Origin of the sequence: Salinivibrio costicola subsp. alcaliphilus (genome assembly GCF_001996185.1) — a bacterium.
Taxonomy (GTDB): Bacteria; Pseudomonadota; Gammaproteobacteria; order Enterobacterales; family Vibrionaceae; genus Salinivibrio; species Salinivibrio costicola.
Window position 1 is genome coordinate 111,369 of record NZ_MUFR01000001.1, and the last position, 20,367, is coordinate 131,735.

Sequence of the window (20,367 nt, forward strand, 5' to 3'; positions counted from 1 at the left end):
CGCAAAAAGAAGCAATGACAGAAAAGTCAGCAAGAATATCACACAAGATGAATAGGTGAATAAAGGGCTGGCGAGCTTGGTCAAGATTCAACCACTTCATAACGCTTCGTCTCGGGAGACGAACATTAGCGGCAAAAAGGGGGGGCTGAAAAAAGAAGACAATAAAACAGCGCTAATAAAAAAGAGGCAACGCATGGTGCGCTGCCTCTTTCATCATTGACTAGATTAACGCTATTTCGCTAACTAGACTCGCGGCTCTGACATCAAGCCTTTAAACAAGGAGACCGTCGCGACCAACAGCACAATCGTGAATGGGAAACCGGTTGATACCGCCATCGCTTGCAGGGCAACCAAGCCACCGCCAAGGATCAGCGCAACCGCAACCAAGCCCTCGAAAGACGCCCAGAAAACACGCTGTGGTACAGGCACATCCACTTTACCGCCCGCTGAAATGGTATCAATAACCAATGAGCCCGAGTCAGACGAGGTCACAAAGAATACCATAACCAGGATAATCCCGATAAACGAGGTGATTGATGCCAATGGCAAACCATCCAGCATCGCAAACAGCTTGAGTGAAAGCTCCGCATCGGCAACAGCGGTATAGCCTTCATTAACGAACTGACCAATCGCCGTGCCACCAAAGACGGTCATCCAAAGCACACAGGCCGCTGAAGGGATGATCAGCACACAGGTGATAAATTCACGCACAGTACGACCGCGTGAAACACGCGCAATAAACATCCCCACAAATGGGGACCAAGAAATCCACCATGCCCAATAGAAGGAAGTCCAGCCTTGGGTAAAGTTCGCATCTTCACGGCCAAATGGCATAGACAGCGCAGGCAGATTTTGTAGATATGCCCCTAGGTTTCCAAAGAAGCCGGTTAAGATGGCAATCGTTGGACCCACGGCAATCACAAAGATCAGCAGCAACAGTGCCAAAATCATATTGATTTCAGACAGGCGTTTGACCCCTTTGTCTACCCCTGCGACAACCGAAAGGATCGCCGCGCCTGTGATACCCATCACCAGCAAGACTTCGGTGGTATCACCCAACGGCGTGTCAAACAGGAAGTGCAGACCGGCGGATGCTTGTGATGCTCCCAAGCCTAGCGAGGTGGCAAGACCAAACAAGGTCGCAATGATTGCGAGAATGTCAATCACGTGCCCTGTCCAACCCCAAACACGTTCACCGAACAGTGGGTAGAACACAGAACGCATGGTCAAAGGCAAGCCTTTGTTATACGCAAACAGTGCCAAGCCTAGAGCCAATACCGCGTAAATCGCCCATGGGTGTAAGCCCCAGTGGAAAATAGTCGCAGACATACCTAGGCGACGGGCAGCTTCCGTATCCCCGGCTGCCGCCCCCAAAGGCGCCCAGTCAGTGCGAAGACCGTCAGCACCGGTTGCCGTTCCACCTAACGCGGTTTGGAAGTGCGTCAATGGTTCAGATACGCCATAGAACATCAAGCCAATGCCCATACCGGCCGCAAAAAGCATCGCGAACCAGCCAGGATAGCCGTAATCCGGTTTTGCCTCAGTACCACCCAATCGAACTTTACCCAGTGGTGACACAACCAGCACTAGACAAGCAACAACAAAAATATTACCTGCAGAAAGGAAGAACCAGTCTAGATTTGAGGTTAGCCATCCACGCAAATCCCCAAAAACAGGACCGATTTGGTTTTGAAATGCCAAGGTGACAAAAATGAAGGCCAAAATTGACAGCCCGGAAATCATAAATACTCGGTTATGAATATCAAAACCAAACGGGCCGAGTTTCAGCGCTACGTTATCCTGACCGACCTGATAGTCAGTATCGATCGGGTTAACCTTCCCGTCTGGTGTCATCATATCTTCATGGCTTTTATCGCTCACGAGTTAACTCCTTAGTCCGTTTATTCGGAAGCCTGTGAGTGTTGGTAGCGAGCTCATTATTTATTGATGTTTAAGCCATCTTTAACATCAATAAAAGATCAGTCATCACCACACAGTCGGCTACATTAACACATCTCGAAAATTTTTTAATTAGGGGCCTAACCAAATGTTCATTTTGTGACCACCCACTAAGAAAAAATCAGCCCGAATCCCGCGTCCTTACTCGCTCAGCGAGTTATTTGAACTCTTTATTTCAGAACTATAAATAATCGTGTCGCTAAGGAAATAGCACTATCCTTGGCCTATTCGAATCATAGCCGGGTTTTATTCTAGATGCCCATGAAAAATAGACACAGTCACCATCAACACTTTTGATGCAACGCAATCTTCACTCACAATGCTGATAGGAAGAACCCGTCTCGACACCTTTTATAACCAAGATGTCACGCATCATTTACGAGCTACAACACACCTTTTATCAATATAGACACAAGTGCAATTAAATGAACACAAAGAGGACAAAAAGTGACTCTTGTCACATTATTAAAATCGCGTACAATACCGCCGCAATCGTTTTCCATCCTAAGTTTAACGTTTGCGGAGCAACATCATGCAGTTTGGCATTGGCCTTTTGGGGATTAGTGTCCTCTTCCTTATCGCGGTTGTCTTTTCGGAAAATCGCTCCGCGATTAATTGGCGCACAGTGGGAGGTGCGTTCCTAATACAAATCGTCTTTGCTGGCTTTATCATCTCTGTTCCGCTTGGTCAGCGTATTCTAGCTAACGCATCAGAAGCCGTGTCGGCGATTATTAGTTTTGGCGATATTGGCGCTGAATTTCTGTTTGGTGATCTGGCTAAGTTTAAACTTGGTTTTATTTTCGCTTTTAATGTACTTCCCACCATCGTTTTTTTCTCTGCACTGATCGCTGTGCTTTACCACATTGGGGTCATGACTTGGATCATTCGCCTCATTGGTGGCTTATTGCGCCGCGTACTTGGCACTTCTCGCACTGAGTCCATGTCTGCCACGGCCAATATCTTTGTTGGCTCCGTTGAAGCACCGTTGGTTGTAAAACCTTTTCTTTCTACCATGACTCGCTCCGAGCTGTTTGCTGTTATGGTAGGCGGGCTCGCCTCAGTCGCCGGCGGCACCATGGTGGGTTACGCAGGCTTGGGGGTAGAGATGAAATACCTGATCGCGGCTGCGTTTATGTCGGCACCTGCTGGGTTAATGATGGCCAAAATAATGGTACCGCAGACCGAATCCCCCATGAATCATGCTCAACACCAAGCGCTCGAAGACGATCAAGATAAACCAGTGAATGTGATTGATGCTGGCACGCAAGGCGCCTTGAGTGGCTTACAAATTGCGATGGCCGTGGGGGCCAGCTTACTCGCCGTGATCAGTATGATTGCGCTGATTAATGGTGGGTTAGGGAAACTGGGGCCTATTTTAAACTTGCCGCAACTAAGCCTTGAGTGGCTATTCGGCTACCTATTTGCACCAGTGGCTTGGCTGATTGGCATTCCCTGGCAAGAGGCGATGACAGCAGGCACCTTGATTGGTAAGAAAATTGCTGTGAATGAATTTGTGGCGTTTGCGGATTTTATGAACCTAAAAGGGGCGCTCTCTCCCCATAGCCAAGCCATTGTTACGTTTGCGTTATGTGGCTTTGCCAACCTCACCTCAATAGCAATGTTAATGGGTGGCTTGGGCGGCATTGTCCCAGAGCGCCGCGGTGATATCGCCAAATTAGGCATGCGCGCCATTCTTGCCGCAACCTTAGCCAACCTCATGAGTGCCACCTTGGCAGGGCTATACCTCTCCCTTTAATAGCAACATGGCTTTGTGTTTTCGTTATTTATCACCATGGACGGTGAGTCGCTTGTGGAGGCTCGCTAGCAAACCTCTGGGTCTGTTACACTCTTTCACTTTACATTAAGAGAGTTAAATCGATGCGATATCCTTGGGTGCTTTTTGATGCGGATGAAACCCTGTTTCACTTCGATGCCTTTGCGGGACTGCAACGTATGTTTTCGCGCTACAATGTCAATTTTGACCATCACGCGTTTGCGGAATACTCAGAGCTAAACAAGCCTTTGTGGGTACAATATCAAGATGGTGAAATTGACGCTCATACGCTACAAACTGAGCGTTTTACGCGTTGGGGAGAGCGTCTTAACGTGGCGCCTGCAACATTGAACCAGGGTTTTTTAGATGCAATGGCTGAGATTTGCGAACCATTGCCAGGCGCACGCGATCTTATTAGTGCGATCAAGCCACATGCACATATTGGTATCATTACTAACGGATTTACCGCTCTCCAAGATATCCGCCTGGAAAGAACTGGGTTGAAGTCTGCGATTTCAACCTTAGTGATATCCGAGCAAGTGGGCATCGCCAAGCCGGATCCTCGGATCTTTGAACATGCCTTTGAAAAAATGGGAAATCCCCCCAAGGACAAAATCTTAATGGTTGGCGATAATCCACATTCTGATGTGCTGGGTGGCATGCGTGCAGGGATTGATACATGCTGGCTTAATAGCGATAACACACCGTCACCAGCAGGCATTACGCCAACCCATCAAGTCGAGTCACTTTTTGATCTAAAAGCATGGTTGATCTGAAAACGTGGTTGCTCTAAAAACGTGGTTGTGGTTAACCGAAAGGCATAAAAAAAGAGAGCGTAATGCTCTCTTTTTTATGCTCAATGACTCGTGGACAAGATTTGTCCACGATGGCTCACGAACAATGCTTAGCTATGGTCGCCACGTACAAAGGCTGCTTTTTCAGCGTGCTGGCCTTGATCTGTGTTAGCGACATAGTTGACTGAACGGCTGTTCTGGTTTTGTGCATGAATAAATACACGACCAGACTCGTCAGTGACTTTCGCATCCAGACCGAATTCGCTGGTCACTTTCGCACCTTCAACCGCTTGGCCTTGCTCGGTAACGGTTACCCAAGCGCCGCCTTCAGCTGGGGTGACATCGAGGTTTAAACCACCAGCCATTACAGAGGTTGAAGCGAGCGTCAGGGCGAAAATTGCTGCAAGTTTTTTCATGGTTATTTCCTCTTTCGTATCGGGTTGACTGCTATTAAACGCCAATAACGCGGATGCTTTGTCACCTCACTGTCTCTATTTTGAAAAATGGCTATTTTTTTGAAAATGCTATTTTTCGCAGAAACTTGCTCACAAAGCATACTCCCTAGAATCGACAGCATGTTCGCGTTATTGCGTTGGAACGAGCACGAGATTACGCCGATAAAAGTGTGCGGACAATCACAATTATGCGAATGAGTTGTTCGAAAAATTTCACGTGAATATCAAGGTAATCAGGCGTAAAAGAAGGAATCGTGGCCAGGAATATTTTTGGCGCTGTGATCGGCTTCATCTCTCTCTTCGTTTTCTACAAGGCAGTCAATTAATCATTCCCAGGAAGTCACCAAGCGTTTGCAATGTTGCATCGCCGTCATGGTGGGGAGTAAAAAATGAAAGGGAGAACAATGATGTTAAAACACACAATGACCAAATTTGCAGTCACTGCCACGTTCCTCGCAAGCATGGGCTCCGCGGTCGCTGCTCACCACAAGGGTGATCATGATATTGTTGATACTGCGATGAAAAATGATGACTTTTCAACGTTGGTCGCAGCAGTAAAAGCCGCTAATCTGGTTGATACATTGAAAGGTGATGGCCCATTTACAGTGTTTGCGCCGACCAATGCGGCCTTTGATAAGCTCCCAGATGGCACCGTAGAAACACTGCTGAAGCCAGAGAATAAAGACAAACTAACCGATATCCTCACTTACCATGTTGTCCCCGGTAAGGTCACAGCCGAGCAAGTTATGGGTATGTCAACAGCAACCACGGTGCAAGGTAGCGATGTGATGATCAAAGTCTCTTACGGTGATGTGAAAGTGGACAACGCGACTGTGGTGAAACCCGATGTCATGGCGTCCAACGGCGTGATTCACGTGATTGATACCGTGATCATGCCGTAGTATTTATTCGGTTATCAACAAAATTCGCAATGATCAGAAAAGGCCTGCTCAAGAGCAGGCCTTTTGTATGGCTAGACATGGAGCTGACTCGTGGTGAGTTATGCCGCTTGGTCTGTGTCTTTTTTCTGAAATTTACCCAATAAAGCATGATAGAAGTCATGATCAGACAAGGTACCGAGCAATTCACCATTTTCTACCAGCAATACAGGCGTATTGGTGTTATAGCGAATTTCAATCGCGTCACGCATCTCAATATCGGGTGAGGCCACAACAATGGTGTTATCGCCAACTTGTGAGAAATCGAGCGTGTCTTTGTCCCACGCAACCACACGCAATGGTTGATTGCCCGCGGTTGCAGAGAAAGTGCCACCTTGCTCAGCCGTGACCCAGATTTCACGTCGATCACAGATTTTCCAACGATTCTCAACGCGCGTTAAGTTATCAGCCGTTTTCATCATTGAGCGTCCTTTTAAGACATTCAATGGGTTAGTATGAGCCACAAAGTCACGGACGTAGTCAGTTTCTGGACGTAATACAATGTCTTCCGGCTTGCCATGCTGAATCAATTGGCCCGATTCCATAATCGCAATGTTGTTACCAATCTTCAACGCTTCATCCAAGTCGTGACTGACGAACAGAATGGTTTTATTGAGTTTTTTCTGTATTTCTAACAGCTCATCTTGCAACTGGGCTCGGATCAGTGGGTCAAGCGCAGAGAAAGGCTCATCCATCAGCAATATATCGCTGTCCATGGCAAAGGCCCTTGCTAAACCAACACGCTGCTGCATACCACCAGACAGTTCATGAGGATATTGGTTAGCCCACTCATCTAGACCAACGAGCTCCAATTTCTCAAGCGCTTGCTTGCGGCGCTCTTTTTTGCTGATCCCCTTCATTTCCAAGCCAAACGCCACATTGTCGACAACCGTCATCCAAGGCATCAAGGCAAATTTTTGGAACACCATAGAAGCACGACTGGTGCGCAAGTGACGCAATGTCTGCGAATCAACAGTCGCCATATCGACCATTTGATCGCCGTCGCGGACTTCGAGGCTACCACGACTAATAGGGTTTAAGCCGTTAACTGCACGGAGTAAGCTCGATTTACCTGAGCCTGAAAGGCCCATGAGCACACAGATTTCGCCTTCTTTAACATTGAGCGATACATTATCGACACCGACAACTTGTCCAGTTTGTTCAATAATTTCTGACCGAGAAAGGCCTTTATCCAACAGATCAAGTGCTGGCTGTACGTTATCGCCAAACACGACATCTAAATTTTTAATTGCGATTGCGTCCATGGTTACCTCTTATTCGTTGCCTTGGTTGGGTGCTTTACACAAGCGGTCAAGAATGATGGCGACCAATACAATCGCAAGACCCGCTTCAAACCCTTGAGAAATGTTCACTGTATTCAGTGCACGGACAACCGGTTTACCCAGGCCATCAGCCCCCACCAGCGCAGCAATAACCACCATCGACAGCGACAACATAATACACTGAGTCACACCTGTCATAATGCTTGGCAATGCCGCCGGCAATTCCACTTTAAACAACAATTTCATACGAGTGGCACCAAATGCACGTCCCGCCTCGACCAATTCTTCAGGCACCCGCGTGATCCCTAGATACGTCAGGCGGATTGGCGATGCGATAGCAAAGATAATGGTCGAAATAAGGCCCGGAACAATCCCTAAACCAAACAACACCAGCGTTGGGATGAGATACACAAACGGTGGTACAGTTTGCATTAAATCGAGCAATGGCCGCATAAAGGTGTATACCAAAGGCCGGTGCGCCGCCATTATCCCCAGCGGTATGCCAATTAATACGGAAATCGTTGTCGCGGCAAAAACCAGAACAAAGGTTTCCAGCATCTCTTGCCAGTAGCCCAGGTTGAGGATCAACAAGAGCGCACTCACAACAAAGATCACGATAGAAATTCGACGTTGCAGGTACCAAGCAAGGGCCGCGGTCATAAGAATCGGACCAGCTGCTGGCATCCATTTAAAAATATCGACCAATAGTGTGATGCTAGTATCTAACCCAATTGAAATCGCATCAAAAAAACCGGCGGCATTCATGGTCAACCAATCAACACCGCTTTCCATCCATTGACCGAGTGGGATCTTGTTATCTGTAATAATATTCACAATAAAACCTTAGGGGCGGCGTTAACACCGCCCTCTCCTTCTACACTTTTATAGTTACGCTTCAGTCTTTTTTAGGTATTCAGTGACCGCTTCAACAGCGTCTTTACCATCAACTGTGGTGACACCGTCTAGCCACTTGTTCAACACACTTGGGTTGTTGCGTAGCCATTCACGTGCAGCCATTTGTGGCTTCTCACCGTCGTTGAGGATTTTGCCCATCATTTCGTTTTCCATCTTGAGACTAAACTCAAGATTCTCGAGCATTTGACCCACGTTTGCGCACTGCTCGACATAGCCGCTACGTACGTTGGTATGAACCGTGGCACCACCATAGTTCGGGCCGAAGTACTCATCGGCACCAGATAGATATTTCATATCAAAATTGCTGTTCATTGGGTGCGGGGCCCAGCCGAGGAAGGCAACCCATTTGTCACGACGAACGGCACGTGAGACTTGCGAAATCATGCCCGCTTCACTGGACTCGATTAGGCGGAAATCACCCAGATCAAAGTCGTTGGTGTCGATCATTTTTTGAATTTGCGTGTTGCCATCGTTACCGGGTTCAATGCCATAAATGCGTGAATCAAATTTGTCAGCATATTCCGCGATATCTGCAACACTAGTCACACCGGCATCGTACACATATTTAGGCACAGCTAAGGTGTATTTTGCCCCCGTTAGGTTAGCGCGAACGCTATCGACAGTGCCGTTATCAATGTACTTCTTAATATCGCCTGTCTGTGTTGGCATCCAGTTACCGAGGAATACGTCGATGTCGCCCGACGCCAGTGATGAGAAGGTCACAGGCAGTGACAGTAAATCTGTCTCTGTGGTGTAACCCATGCCTTTAAGCACTTCCGTGGTGATAGCCGTCGTTGAAGTGACGTCTGTCCAACCGATATCCGAGAAACGCACGGTTTCACACTGATTCGCTGCAGCGCCGAACGCCATCATTGAGCTCAAGCCAACGGCAGTCATCAGCGTTTTGGTGGTTTTACGTTTATTCATTGACATATTAGTTTCCTTGTAATGCTTACTAATTAGTTTCTAGTGTGTGCTCACCCTTGGGTGGCATCGTCACTCTGCGCGTTTTGATTGCGTTGCTTGTCTTGCCACTCAGCCGCAATCCATACTGGCACCTGCTCGGCAGGTAAGAGTGGCTTCTCAAGGATCATGTCAGCGGCGCGCTCCGCTACCATGATGGTTGGGGCATTCAGGTTGCCATTAGGAATCGTCGGGAAGACAGAGGAGTCCACCACGCGCAACCCTTGAATTCCACGCACACGGCATTGCTCATCGAGCACCGCCATTGCGTCGTCTTCGGCGCCCATTTTGCAAGTACACGATGGGTGATAAGCACTTTCCACATTCTCTTTCACCCAACGATCGATCGCTTCATCCGACTGAACATCCTTACCCGGTTGGATCTCATCACCACGGAATGCGTTCATCGCGTTTTGATCCATAATTTCGCGGGTTAAACGAATGGTGTCGCGCCAATCTTGGCGGTCTTGCTCAGTCGTAATGTAATTAAATAAAATTGCCGGCTTAGCATGCGGATCGGCAGACTGAATCCGAACATGGCCGCGACTTTCTGGTTTATTAGGGCCAACATGCACCTGGAAGCCATGGCCATCAAATGCCGCTTTACCGTCATAACGCATAGCAGCAGGCAAAAAGTGATACTGCACGTTTGGCCACTTCAGTCCTTCGCGTGAGCGAATAAAGGCGCAAGATTCAAAATGGTTGGTGGCACCCAAGCCTTTACGGGTCAGGATCCACTCGGTACCAATCATGCCTTTGCTAATAAGGCCCAGTTTGCTGTTCAGCGTGATGGGTTGCTTACAATGGAATTGAAAATACACCTCGAGGTGGTCTTGCAAATTTTCACCGACGCCCGGCAGCTCGTGCTGAACATCAACACCTGCACTTTCGAGCACGTCACGCGCACCAATACCGGATAGCTGTAAAAGCTGAGGCGACCCAACAGAGCCGGCACTGGAGATCACTTCTTTATCCGCCATCACATGCTCGATGTTGCCGCCTTTTTCAAATTCCACACCGACAGCACGCTTGCCTTCTAGCAAGATACGGCGCGTCACCACGCCTTTTTTCAAGGTGAGGTTGCTACGCTTCAAGGCACGGCGCAGATAGGCGTTTGATGTTGAGGCACGCACACCTTTATCGACGGTCATGTGCATTGGGCCAAAGCCTTCTTGCTGATAACCGTTGTAATCTTTGGTTTCTGGATACCCAGCTTCCACCCCTGCATCAATAAAAGCCTGATACAATGGATTTAATTTCATGTCGTTACCGTTGCAAGTGCCGACAGGACCGTTACCACCACGGTAGGTATCTGCCCCGCCTGACCAACTTTCAGCACGCTTAAAGTACGGCAAGCAGCTAGCGTAATCCCAGCCATTGGCACCGTGCTCAACCCACTCTTCATAGTCACAAGCGTGACCACGGACATACACCATGCCATTAATCGATGAGCTGCCACCGAGCACTTTACCGCGGGGACAATGAAGTTCACGTCCATCAAGGCCTGGCTCTGGCAATGTTTCGAACTGCCAGGCATAGCGCTTGGTGTTCATAGGAATCGACAAAGCCGTCGGCATTTGGATAAAAATACTCTTATCGGTACCGCCCGCTTCAAGCAGTAGCACTTGATGTTGGCCAGATTCGGTCAGCCGATCGGCCAATGCGCAGCCGGCCGAACCCGCGCCGACGATAATATAATCGTAGCGTTGTGACATATTGGTCGCTCCGTTAGAAATTAGGCGTAAGGGCTGGCGAAGTCGCCAAGCTCAATCAGGACACTCTTGGTTTGGGTATAATGTGTGAGGGTTTCGACACCATTCTCACGACCGACACCTGAGTGTTTGTAGCCACCAACTGGCATTTCTGCGGGTGAGTCACCCCAGGTGTTGACCCAGCAAATACCGGCTTCAAGCTGATGAATAATGCGGTGAGCACGCGATAGATTCTGCGTAAAGATACCTGCCGCTAAGCCATAATGGGTATTGTTGGCACGGGCAACGACTTCTTCCTCATCAGAAAAACGCAATACCGACATCACGGGGCCAAAGATCTCTTCACGCACGTGCGCCATGTTGTCATCACAGTCTGTAAAGATGGTTGGCGCGACAAAGTTACCCTTATCAAGCCCGTTCTCAGTGACGCGGTAGCCACCGGTCAGCAAGGTTGCACCGCTTGCTTTTGCCGTTTCAATCGCCGTCATCACTTTATTAAGGTGTTCAGTCGAGATCAGCGCACCGACCTGGGTGTTCATATCGGTTGGGTCACCGATAACGAGCTTTTCTGTACGCGCTTTCAGTTGCTCAACGAAGGCGTCGTAAATGCTGTCGTGAACAAATACACGGGTGCCGTGTGTACACACTTCGCCTTGGGTATAGAAGTTCGCGACCATAGCTGCCGATACCGCATTATCAAGGTCTGCATCATCAAACACGATACAAGGTGATTTACCGCCTAGCTCCATAGTGACCGACTTGAGTGTTTTAGCCGCGTCACCCATGACCGTTTTACCGGTTCCGACTTCACCCGTGAACGAGACTTTGGCAATCTCAGGGTGTGCAGTCAGCATTTGGCCCACACGGTAGTCACCTTGAACCACATTAAACACACCGGCTGGCATCCCTGCTTCGGCAAAAATTTCTGCCAGTTTTAAGGCGGTTAGCGGTGTTTCTTCGGACGGTTTAAACACCATAGCGTTTCCCGCTGCCAATGCTGGTGCTGACTTCCACATCGCAATCTGGATCGGATAGTTCCATGCACCAATGCCTGCACACACGCCAAGTGGCTCACGACGGGTATAGAAGAATTGGTTTTCAGAAAGCGGTTGTTGCTCGCCCTGCATGGACGGGACAAGATTGGCGAAATACTCAATCGCATCCGCACCGGTGACCACGTCAACCTCGACCGCTTCTTGCATCGGCTTACCGGTGTCGAGTACTTCGAGCTTCGCTAATTCATCATTACGCTCACGTAACAGGGCAACGGCTTTTAGTAGAATACGGCTACGCTCCATCGCTGTCATACGCGACCAAACTGCAAAGCCTTGTTTGGCAGCATCGACAGCCGCTTGTACATCGTCTGCCGAAGCTTGATCAATTTGTGCAAGCGTTTCACCCGTGGCCGGGTTGACGGTTGCAAAGTGCTCACCACTGGTTGCAGCGGTCAGTTGCCCATTAATAAATAGCGTTTTCGCGTCCATAATTAATCCTGAATTCTTTTGTGTTCGAGTGTATATGTCAGGCGTTTGCGGCCTTAGCTCTGAGGACGACCATAAAAGGTCAATTGCTTATCCAAATAATCATTGATGATGGTCCGAGCGTTGTTGGCATCAATACCTTTAGGGTTCAATGCACCGCGCAACCAAATACCATCGATCAACGCCGCAATCCCCTGAGCGACCATCACCGCCTGATCAAGCGGCAATAATGCACGTAGCTCAATGCGCAAATGCGACAGTAGGCGCTTTTCGTTCACGCGTTGTAAACGGTATAATTCATCGTCATGCATGGCATACGACCAGAACGCTAACCACGTTTTAACCACATCAGATTTGGCCTGAAACCCTTCAAAGTTGGCGTTAATGATCGCGTTGATGCGCGCCTGATGGTGGTGGCGTGGGGTTTCGCGCAATGCGCTAATCACCGTTGCCGATAGCTCACGTAGAACCACTCGCATGGTTTCTTCTAGCAAGCCATGCTTACCACCAAAATAGTGGTTAATAATGCCTGTTGATACGCCGGCTTCCTTACTGATCAAAGAAATCGTGGCTGCATGCAGCCCTACTCGACCGATGACCGTCATCGTGGCCTTAACCAGCTGCGGTTTCCGTACTTCCGGCATCCCTACCTTAGGCATTACGTCTCCATTCGTTTTTTTAATTGAACGATTAGTTAAAGATAATCTTACACGCTAATAATTAGATCTCAAACATTATTTTTAACCAATTCGCTACACCCCACCCCACGAAAAAACAGCTAGATAAAGCAAAAACAATGATTTAAGTCAATTTTAACTTCACTCTTTTGTCACCTAATTGTTTGTACTGATAGCAGTATTTATCACCAAATCGCTCAATAAATGACCGCAAATACAACTATCACAAGCGATTATTAAGGGTCATAAACAAGAGAAGCGCTATGATTTAGCCTGACTCATTACCAGCGACATCATCATCAAAAACGCTAAAAAGCGTAAAAAAATAACGAAAATCCGCTCATATCGCCGATCATCAGATAAAATAAGACAAAAATGGAATCGAGCACCAAGCTCTAACGTAATGGTCTCAGAAAAAATCAAGTCTTTGCTTGATAGAAAGGAGGGCTAATCCAGCGAGATGTAATATTTAACGCAGCCAATGTTTAGGGTGACTATCTTTTTCCGCGTTAATGACAAATATGTAGGGATAAAAAAGCGCCCAGGCCATCACAAGATGGACTGGGCGCTCATAAAACAGTTAAACGGCTAACGGTGAGAGAGATTACTCGTAGTTAAGATCCGTTGCTTTACCGGAGAACACACGATAGACAAACACGGTGTACAAGAAGATCATCGGCAACACAAACATGGCACCATAACCCACAATCAATAAGGTACCTGGTGCACTCGCTGCCTCTTGTGCTGTCATTACTCCTGGGACGATGTCCGGAAAGAAACTATAGGCCAAGCCAAAAAAGCTTAATGCGAACAAGAATATCGCGCCAATGAATGGGAATTGGTATCCCACGTCATTTTCAACCGGTACATGGCGTAAATATCGGTCGACCAGCACCATAATCGCCAGACACACTAATGGAACGGGGGCGAGCAGCAAGATCTCAGGGAAGCCAAACCAACGCGCGGCAACCGTTTCACTTACCAGTGGGTTCACAATGCTAATGGCTAAGACGCCTAGCGCGGCTAACCAACCACCACGACGCGACCATTTAGCCGCTCGCTTTTGTAAATCGCCTTCAGTCTTCATCACCAGCCAGGTTCCGCCGATATAGATGTAAGCTGCGGTCACACAAAGGCCACTTAATAAGGCAAACAAGTACGCCCCGATGCTTTCATCAAATGCCAACACATAACGGCCTATCATGTAGCCTTGGGTCATCGCTGCAATAAAAGAGCCGGCTTTAAAGCAACGATCCCAGAGATCTTTGCGTTCAGGCCGCACCTTGGCACGGAAATCGAAGGAGACCCCGCGCAAGATTAATCCCGCTAACATCACTGAGGTCGGCAAGTATAGCTCAGTCAAAATCAAGCTATGTGCGGTTGGGAATGCAATCAACAAAATACCAACCGCCAACACTAACCACGTTTCGTTGGCATCCCAAAAAGGGCCAATCGATGCAATCATGCGATCGCGCTGTGCTTGGTTACAGCTCGGGAGCAACATGCCAACCCCGAGATCGTAGCCATCTAATACGGCATACATAAATACCGTAAACCCAAAGAGCAATAGATAGATTTCAGGTAAATGTGGTGTGATGGTCATACGTTCACCTCTTTAGTTGACTGCGCGGTGTTTGCGTCGTCAGATTGATACTCTGGCAAACGTTTTTTCGCCAAGAAGAACAGGGTTCGAATGTAGGCCACCATCAACACGGCATAGAGGGTGAGATAGATGGTTAATGAAATCCCTACATTAGAACTGGCGACTGTCGTCACCGCATCCGCCGTCTTCAATACACCTTGAACAAGCCAAGGCTGACGACCAATCTCAGTGACATACCATCCCGATAAGGTAGCGACCCAGCCTGAGAAGGTCATCGCCACAAGCCCCATCAGATGCCACTTAGGCATTGGCTGGTTTCGCCATACACGGTACGCGGTGTACCAGCTCACCAGCAACATGAGCACACCTACGCCTACCATGATTCGAAAACCAAAGAAGAGTGGTTTCACCGGTGGATGATACTCAAAGCTTTCCAAGCCTTTGATTTCACCATCGAGTTTGTGAGTCAGAATCAAACTGGCCAGATTCGGAATACCGATTTCATAGTCGTTTGAACGTGTTTGTTCGTTAGGTACCGCAAAAAGCAGTAATGGCGCGCCTTGCTCGGTCTCCCAGACCCCTTCCATCGCCGCAATTTTCTGCGGTTGATGTTCTAGGGTGTTTAACCCGTGCATGTCGCCGATAAAGATTTGCAGTGGGATCAAAATAGCGGCCGCCGTAATCCCCACTTTCAGTGGCTTGTCTGACACACCGGACGTGGGTGATTTCAATTTCTGATAGGCGGAAATACCGGCAATTAAGAAAGACGCGGTCAGCCCTGACGCTAATAGCATATGGCTTAAGCGATACGGCATTGATGGGTTAAAAATAACCTCGAACCAGCTGGTTGGGTGGACCACCCCTTCAATTATCTCAAAGCCGGTTGGTGTGTGCATCCAGCTATTGAGTACCAGGATCCAAAAAGCAGAAATCGTGGTACCAATCGCCACCAGCAAAGTTGCCAGCGTATGCACCCAGTTAGGCACCCGGTTTTTACCGAATAACATCACACCGAGGAAGGTCGCTTCCATGAAAAACGCCGTCATCACCTCATAGCCCAATAAAGGACCCGCAATGTTGCCCACTTTTTCCATGAAGCCCGGCCAATTGGTGCCAAACTGAAAACTCATGGTGATACCAGAGACCACCCCAAGCGCAAAGGTCAGCGCAAACACTTTGACCCAGAAATAATAGGTGTCGAGCCAAATTTGCTCACCCGTGCGATTGTGTCTGAATTTGAAAAACACCAGCATCCATCCGAGTGCAATCGTGATGGTGGGAAAAAGAATATGGAAGCTGATGTTGGCCGCAAACTGCATTCGCGACAACATTAATGTATCTAACATGACATTACCCTCAGGACGTTACTTACCCGATTCTTCGTTGGACTTGCTGTGAAACAACTTGCCCGACAGCTCAAGAAGCCGACCGACACTGCTACCCAGCTTCATCAAATTTTTCAGATGTTCAGGTTTCATTTGCTGCACATCATCAAACCAATGGTTGAACAGCTCCAAAAGATCGTGGATCTCATGTAACTGCGTCACCGCGTGACTGTCTGCGTCGTCTTCGCTTCGCATAAAATGTGAACGCAACATCGATAAGGTGGGGTCGACTTCTCGCTTTTTCCTTTCAGCAAGCACCTGCTGCGCCAACTCCCAGATAGTGCCATTGGGCACGAAGTAATCCTTTCTATCTCCGGGGGTACGCTGTGAACGGATTAAATTCCAGCCTTGCAACTCTTTGGTTGCCATACTGACGTTGCCGCGAGAAATGTTGAGTGCAGACACAATGTCGTCAGCGCTTAAAGGATGTTCGCTTAGCACAATCAGCGCTAGCATTTCACCGACTGAGCGATTAAAGCCCCAACGGCTTCCCATCTCACCAAAGTGCATCACGACGTTGCGTAATTCTTGTGACAACTCCATTTTGATCTCCCTCACAATGCGTCTGAGGGATAATACGGAGTTTCTTTGCGTGGGATCAATGAAAATTTGGAATTTTCAGAAATTATTGAAAATAGAAAAGGACTTTAGTTACAAACTGTAAGGATGCTTTATGAAAATGTTACACAGGCTGATATGTGAACATGATCTTAATCACAAAGAATACGTAAGAACGCAGGGAAAAGGAAGCACGGCGACGCATAGATACACATAATTATTGTGTTTCTAAACATGACTCAAAACAGCAAAAATCACAGGCTACGCTAGATTCCATGATGACATGAGAGAAAAGATCAAACGCAACAAACGTTGCACTCTATAATAAGCACATGTGCGTAAACTTTTTGCACAACAAGTTGAATACGCTCATACCTAACCAATGAACAGAAGGAAGTTTGCTGTCATGTTCAAAAAGACACAGCGAGAATTGGATACCTGCCAAACGGAAAAAGCCGCACTCCAAGCTGAGCTCGATGCCATCAATACACATATTGCGACTATTACCTTCTCGCCTGACGGCACCATTACTAGTGTAAACGATAAACTCCTAAGTATTATTGGTTACGGTCGTGATGAGGTTATCGGCCAGCATCACCGCGCGGTTTGTTTCGAAGAAACCGTTAATGACCCAAGTTACCAACAATTTTGGCAATCACTCGCGCAAGGTAAGCCACAGAAAGGCATATTTCGTCGCCGCCATCAGCATGGACAAGAAATTTGGATGGAAGCGACTTATGTACCGATCAAAGATACCAGCGGCAAAGTAGTCAGCGTTCGAAAATTGGCAGCGGATGTCACTAAACAGCACAAAGAGAGCTTACGACAACAATCTATTCTGGCTGCTATCGATCGTTCATTGGCGGTGATTGAATTTGAACCTGACGGCACAATTGTTCGTGCAAATGATAATTTCCTGGCCGCGGTGGGCTACCAAGCACGAGAAATTGCAGGCCAGCATCATGAGATATTTTGTGATCACGCGTTTTATGAAGATAACCCAAACTTCTGGGCATCACTAGCCAGCGGCCAATTCACGTCTGGCCAATACTTGCGTCGTGATAAACATGGTAATGAAGTTTGGCTCGAAGCAACGTATAACCCCGTTTTTGATGTCAATGGTAAAGTCTATCGCGTGATCAAGTTCGCGACTGCAATCACTGATACAGTGAAGAAAAATCAAGCCGTTAATCAGGCGGCAGAGCTTGCTCAAGCATCATCAGAACAAACACTCAAGCATAGTGAAAACGGTAGCGCCTTACTACAAGAAGCCGTTCAGCTATCGCAAAACGTCACCGACCAAGCTGTCGAAGCCGCTAATCAGGTAAATCAGCTCAGTGAGCATGCACAGAGCATTGAAAACATCGTCACCACGATCAAACAAATCGCCGAACAAACTAACTTGCTCGCACTCAATGCAGCGATAGAAGCAGCGCGCGCGGGTGATCAAGGCCGTGGATTCGCGGTTGTTGCCGACGAAGTTCGAGGTTTATCACAACGCACCAGCAAGTCCACCACAGAAATTGCCGATGTCGTCGATGAAAACCTACAACTGATCAAAGGGGTGAGTGAGGCAATGGAAAGAGTCACTGAACAATCAACCATGGGGCAAGAAAAAGTCACCGCAGCCGATAACGTGATGAGTGATATTCACGCAGGTGCAGAAGAAGTGTCGGCAACCGTTCGCGGTCTCACACATTAAAAGTAGACCTTCACCACCAACGCGTAATGGACCAATAAAGTGGATGAGAAAATAAGATGCAACCCCATATAAATGACGTGACTTCGTTAAAGTTGTCAGAGCTAATCCTAGCCTTGAGTACGGCGCTCGATATGACTGAAGGACAGCCACCCGAACATTGTATGCGCTGCACGTGGTTAGGAATGAAACTCGCTGACGCCTTAGCGCTCGATGATCAACAACGTCATGATCTTTTCTATACGTTGCTGCTAAAAGATGCGGGCTGCAGCAGCAATGCGGCACGGATCTGCGAACTGTACCTCACCAATGATTTAGCATTTAAACAAAGCTACAAGGTAGTGGACGGTAGCTTATCCAGCGTACTGAATTTCGTACTAAAAAATACCGGCGTAAAGCGTGGGTTTATGCAGAAGCTCTCGACCACACTCGATATCATTCGTCATGGCGACATGTATGCGCAAGAGCTGATCGAAACGCGATGTACCCGTGGTGCCGATGTCGCACGCGATTTACGTTTTAGTGAAAGCGTTGCTGAAGCCATCTACGCGCTGGATGAACACTATGATGGTGGTGGGCGTCCTGATCAGTTAAAGGCCGATCAGATCCCCTTGTTTTCGCGCATCGCATTGATGACGCAAGTCATTGATGTCTTCCGAACCGAGTCCGGTGTCGACGCCGCACTCCGCGAGCTGAAAAACCGTCGCGGCACTTGGTTTGACCCCGACCTCGTCGATACCTTTTTACAGCTGGCTCACGAACCGCAATTTTGGCAGCAACTGGATAGCCCCACATTAAAAGAAGAAGTCCTGTCGATGACGCCTGCCAACACATGCATTTGGGTCGATGATGATTATATGGATGACATTGCAGCTGCCTTTGGGCGTATTGTTGATGCCAAAAGCCCTTTCACCTCGGGTCACAGTGAACGTGTCTCCGTATACGCTAGCTTAATTGCTGACGAGTTAAACATCAGTGAACATGATAAAAAATGGCTAAAGCGTGGCGCGTTACTGCACGATATTGGCAAACTCGGCGTAAGCAATAATGTGCTCGATAAGCCGGGAAAACTGGATGACGAGGAATGGGAGCACGTTAAACGCCATGCTGCACTGAGTAAAACCATCTTATCGAAAATCCACCAATTCGATCACCTCGCCAAGTTCGCTAGCGCCCATCATGAAAAGCTCGATGGCTCAGGGTATCCAGACGGCATGCAGGGCGATGACATTTCCCTGCTCACTCGCATTATTACCATCGCAGATATTTTTGATGCTATCACTGCTGAGCGTCCCTATCGTGGCCCTATCCCAATGAACAAAGCCTTATCCATCATGAAAGAAGAAACTGGCACGGCAATCGACGCGCGCTGCCTACAAGCGTTAATCGCAGGTCTCGAGCGTCTTCCTGAGCATTTTATTGTTCATGACGATACATCGATCACATCATAGGCTTAACCTATCAGGTATATAGGTTAACTCCATTTTCCTTTTTTAATTCGGGACGTTATTCTATTTTCATCAATCGAAACAACACAGTTTCCAGTGTTCAATTTTCGCGATAGCGCGACGATTTAACACATTGATTTTGCCACTAAGGAGGCATTAGATGAGTAAACAATCAGCATTGATCGGATTGGACAGCACCAAAGCTGCAGATTTAGCAGCTCGCCTAGATACGCTATTAGCAAACTACCAAGTGCTGTACACCAATGTGCGTGGTTTTCACTGGAACATCAAAGGCGGCGACTTCTTTGAGCTACACGTAAAATTCGAAGAGATCTATACCGATCTGCAAACTAAGATCGATGAAGTAGCCGAGCGCATTCTTACTATTGGTGGTACCGCTGAACACCGCTTCAGTGAATATTTGAAAATCAGTGAAATCAAAGAGCATGCACCAGAGGCGAACGGTCAAGCCGGTCTACGCGCCATTGTTGATGGGTTTAGTGTATTAATTAGCCTACAACGTGACATTATGAGCCTCGCTGGTGAAGCTGACGACGAAGGCACATCAGCACTAATGAGCGATTACATCCGCGAACAAGAAAAACTACTCTGGATGTTCAACGCATACTTGAACTAATCACCTGTTCGATAACGTAAAAATAGCCCGCTTTGTCGGGCTATTTTTTTATGTCTCTCGCCTTTAAACACGTTTGATAGATCGCT

General features: G+C 47.9%; 17 protein-coding genes and 1 pseudogene. 7 read left to right on the plus strand and 11 right to left on the minus strand.

The annotated features are described in order from the left end of the window. Window positions 1-243: 243 nt before the first annotated feature. Window positions 244-1,857, minus strand: coding sequence for a BCCT family transporter (locus BZJ21_RS00500; RefSeq protein WP_174566328.1), 1,614 nt, complete (start codon window positions 1,855-1,857; stop codon window positions 244-246). A gap of 634 nt (window positions 1,858-2,491) precedes the next feature. Here BZJ21_RS00500 and BZJ21_RS00505 point away from each other — a divergent pair. Beyond that, window positions 2,492-3,715, plus strand: coding sequence for a NupC/NupG family nucleoside CNT transporter (locus tag BZJ21_RS00505; RefSeq protein WP_021022502.1), 1,224 nt, complete (start codon window positions 2,492-2,494; stop codon window positions 3,713-3,715). Window positions 3,716-3,837: 122 nt separating this feature from the next. Continuing rightward, window positions 3,838-4,509, plus strand: a complete 672-nt coding sequence (gene yjjG, locus BZJ21_RS00510) for a pyrimidine 5'-nucleotidase (protein ID WP_077668862.1) — start codon at window positions 3,838-3,840, stop codon at window positions 4,507-4,509. A gap of 128 nt (window positions 4,510-4,637) precedes the next feature. Here yjjG and BZJ21_RS00515 read toward each other — a convergent pair whose 3' ends face one another. Continuing rightward, window positions 4,638-4,943 (minus strand): hypothetical protein, encoded by a 306-nt coding sequence (locus BZJ21_RS00515; protein WP_077668863.1) that lies wholly within the window; start codon window positions 4,941-4,943, stop codon window positions 4,638-4,640. Between the two features lie 443 nt (window positions 4,944-5,386). Here BZJ21_RS00515 and BZJ21_RS00520 point away from each other — a divergent pair, with 443 nt between their 5' ends. Then, window positions 5,387-5,884, plus strand: coding sequence for a fasciclin domain-containing protein (locus BZJ21_RS00520; protein WP_077668864.1), 498 nt, complete (start codon window positions 5,387-5,389; stop codon window positions 5,882-5,884). 98 nt (window positions 5,885-5,982) lie between these two features. Here BZJ21_RS00520 and choV read toward each other — a convergent pair whose 3' ends face one another. From choV to BZJ21_RS00565, 9 genes are all read right to left on the minus strand, one after another. Further along, window positions 5,983-7,185 carry a choline ABC transporter ATP-binding protein gene (gene choV / locus BZJ21_RS00525; protein ID WP_077668865.1) on the minus strand — a complete coding sequence of 401 codons (1,203 nt, stop codon included), beginning with the start codon at window positions 7,183-7,185 and terminating at the stop codon, window positions 5,983-5,985. A gap of 9 nt (window positions 7,186-7,194) precedes the next feature. Continuing rightward, window positions 7,195-8,037: a choline ABC transporter permease subunit gene (gene choW, locus BZJ21_RS00530; protein ID WP_021022506.1), complete on the minus strand. Its 843-nt coding sequence runs from the start codon at window positions 8,035-8,037 to the stop codon at window positions 7,195-7,197. Between the two features lie 54 nt (window positions 8,038-8,091). Next, window positions 8,092-9,051, minus strand: a complete 960-nt coding sequence (locus BZJ21_RS00535) for a choline ABC transporter substrate-binding protein (protein ID WP_077575887.1) — start codon at window positions 9,049-9,051, stop codon at window positions 8,092-8,094. Between the two features lie 44 nt (window positions 9,052-9,095). Next, window positions 9,096-10,796, minus strand: a complete 1,701-nt coding sequence (gene betA, locus BZJ21_RS00540) for a choline dehydrogenase (protein ID WP_077660936.1) — start codon at window positions 10,794-10,796, stop codon at window positions 9,096-9,098. 20 nt (window positions 10,797-10,816) lie between these two features. Beyond that, entirely contained in the window at window positions 10,817-12,277 is a 1,461-nt protein-coding gene (gene betB, locus BZJ21_RS00545) for a betaine-aldehyde dehydrogenase (RefSeq protein ID WP_021022509.1), read from the minus strand. Window positions 12,278-12,330: 53 nt separating this feature from the next. Further along, window positions 12,331-12,933, minus strand: a complete 603-nt coding sequence (gene betI / locus BZJ21_RS00550) for a transcriptional regulator BetI (protein ID WP_021022510.1) — start codon at window positions 12,931-12,933, stop codon at window positions 12,331-12,333. Between the two features lie 622 nt (window positions 12,934-13,555). Then, on the minus strand, window positions 13,556-14,554 hold the full coding sequence (gene cydB / locus BZJ21_RS00555; protein ID WP_021022511.1) for a cytochrome d ubiquinol oxidase subunit II: 999 nt from the start codon (window positions 14,552-14,554) through the stop codon (window positions 13,556-13,558). Next, a complete protein-coding gene (locus BZJ21_RS00560; protein ID WP_021022512.1) occupies window positions 14,551-15,900 on the minus strand; it encodes a cytochrome ubiquinol oxidase subunit I in 1,350 nt (449 codons plus the stop codon). Before BZJ21_RS00560 ends, cydB begins: the two co-directional genes overlap by 4 nt. Before the next feature lie 18 nt (window positions 15,901-15,918). Beyond that, entirely contained in the window at window positions 15,919-16,482 is a 564-nt protein-coding gene (locus BZJ21_RS00565; RefSeq protein WP_021022513.1) for a GbsR/MarR family transcriptional regulator, read from the minus strand. 421 nt (window positions 16,483-16,903) lie between these two features. Between BZJ21_RS00565 and BZJ21_RS16840 the strand changes: the two are divergent. The 4 genes and pseudogenes from BZJ21_RS16840 to BZJ21_RS00580 form a co-directional block, all read left to right on the plus strand. Next, a pseudogene (locus BZJ21_RS16840) lies at window positions 16,904-17,671 on the plus strand (PAS domain-containing protein); the annotation flags it as partial. After that, window positions 17,666-18,199: a methyl-accepting chemotaxis protein gene (locus tag BZJ21_RS16845; protein ID WP_269087428.1), complete on the plus strand. Its 534-nt coding sequence runs from the start codon at window positions 17,666-17,668 to the stop codon at window positions 18,197-18,199. The pseudogene BZJ21_RS16840 and the gene BZJ21_RS16845, both read left to right, overlap by 6 nt. Before the next feature lie 56 nt (window positions 18,200-18,255). Next, window positions 18,256-19,647 (plus strand): HD-GYP domain-containing protein, encoded by a 1,392-nt coding sequence (locus BZJ21_RS00575; protein ID WP_077668867.1) that lies wholly within the window; start codon window positions 18,256-18,258, stop codon window positions 19,645-19,647. A gap of 157 nt (window positions 19,648-19,804) precedes the next feature. Next, entirely contained in the window at window positions 19,805-20,281 is a 477-nt protein-coding gene (locus tag BZJ21_RS00580) for a Dps family protein (RefSeq protein WP_021023831.1), read from the plus strand. The last annotated feature ends 86 nt before the right edge of the window (window positions 20,282-20,367 follow it).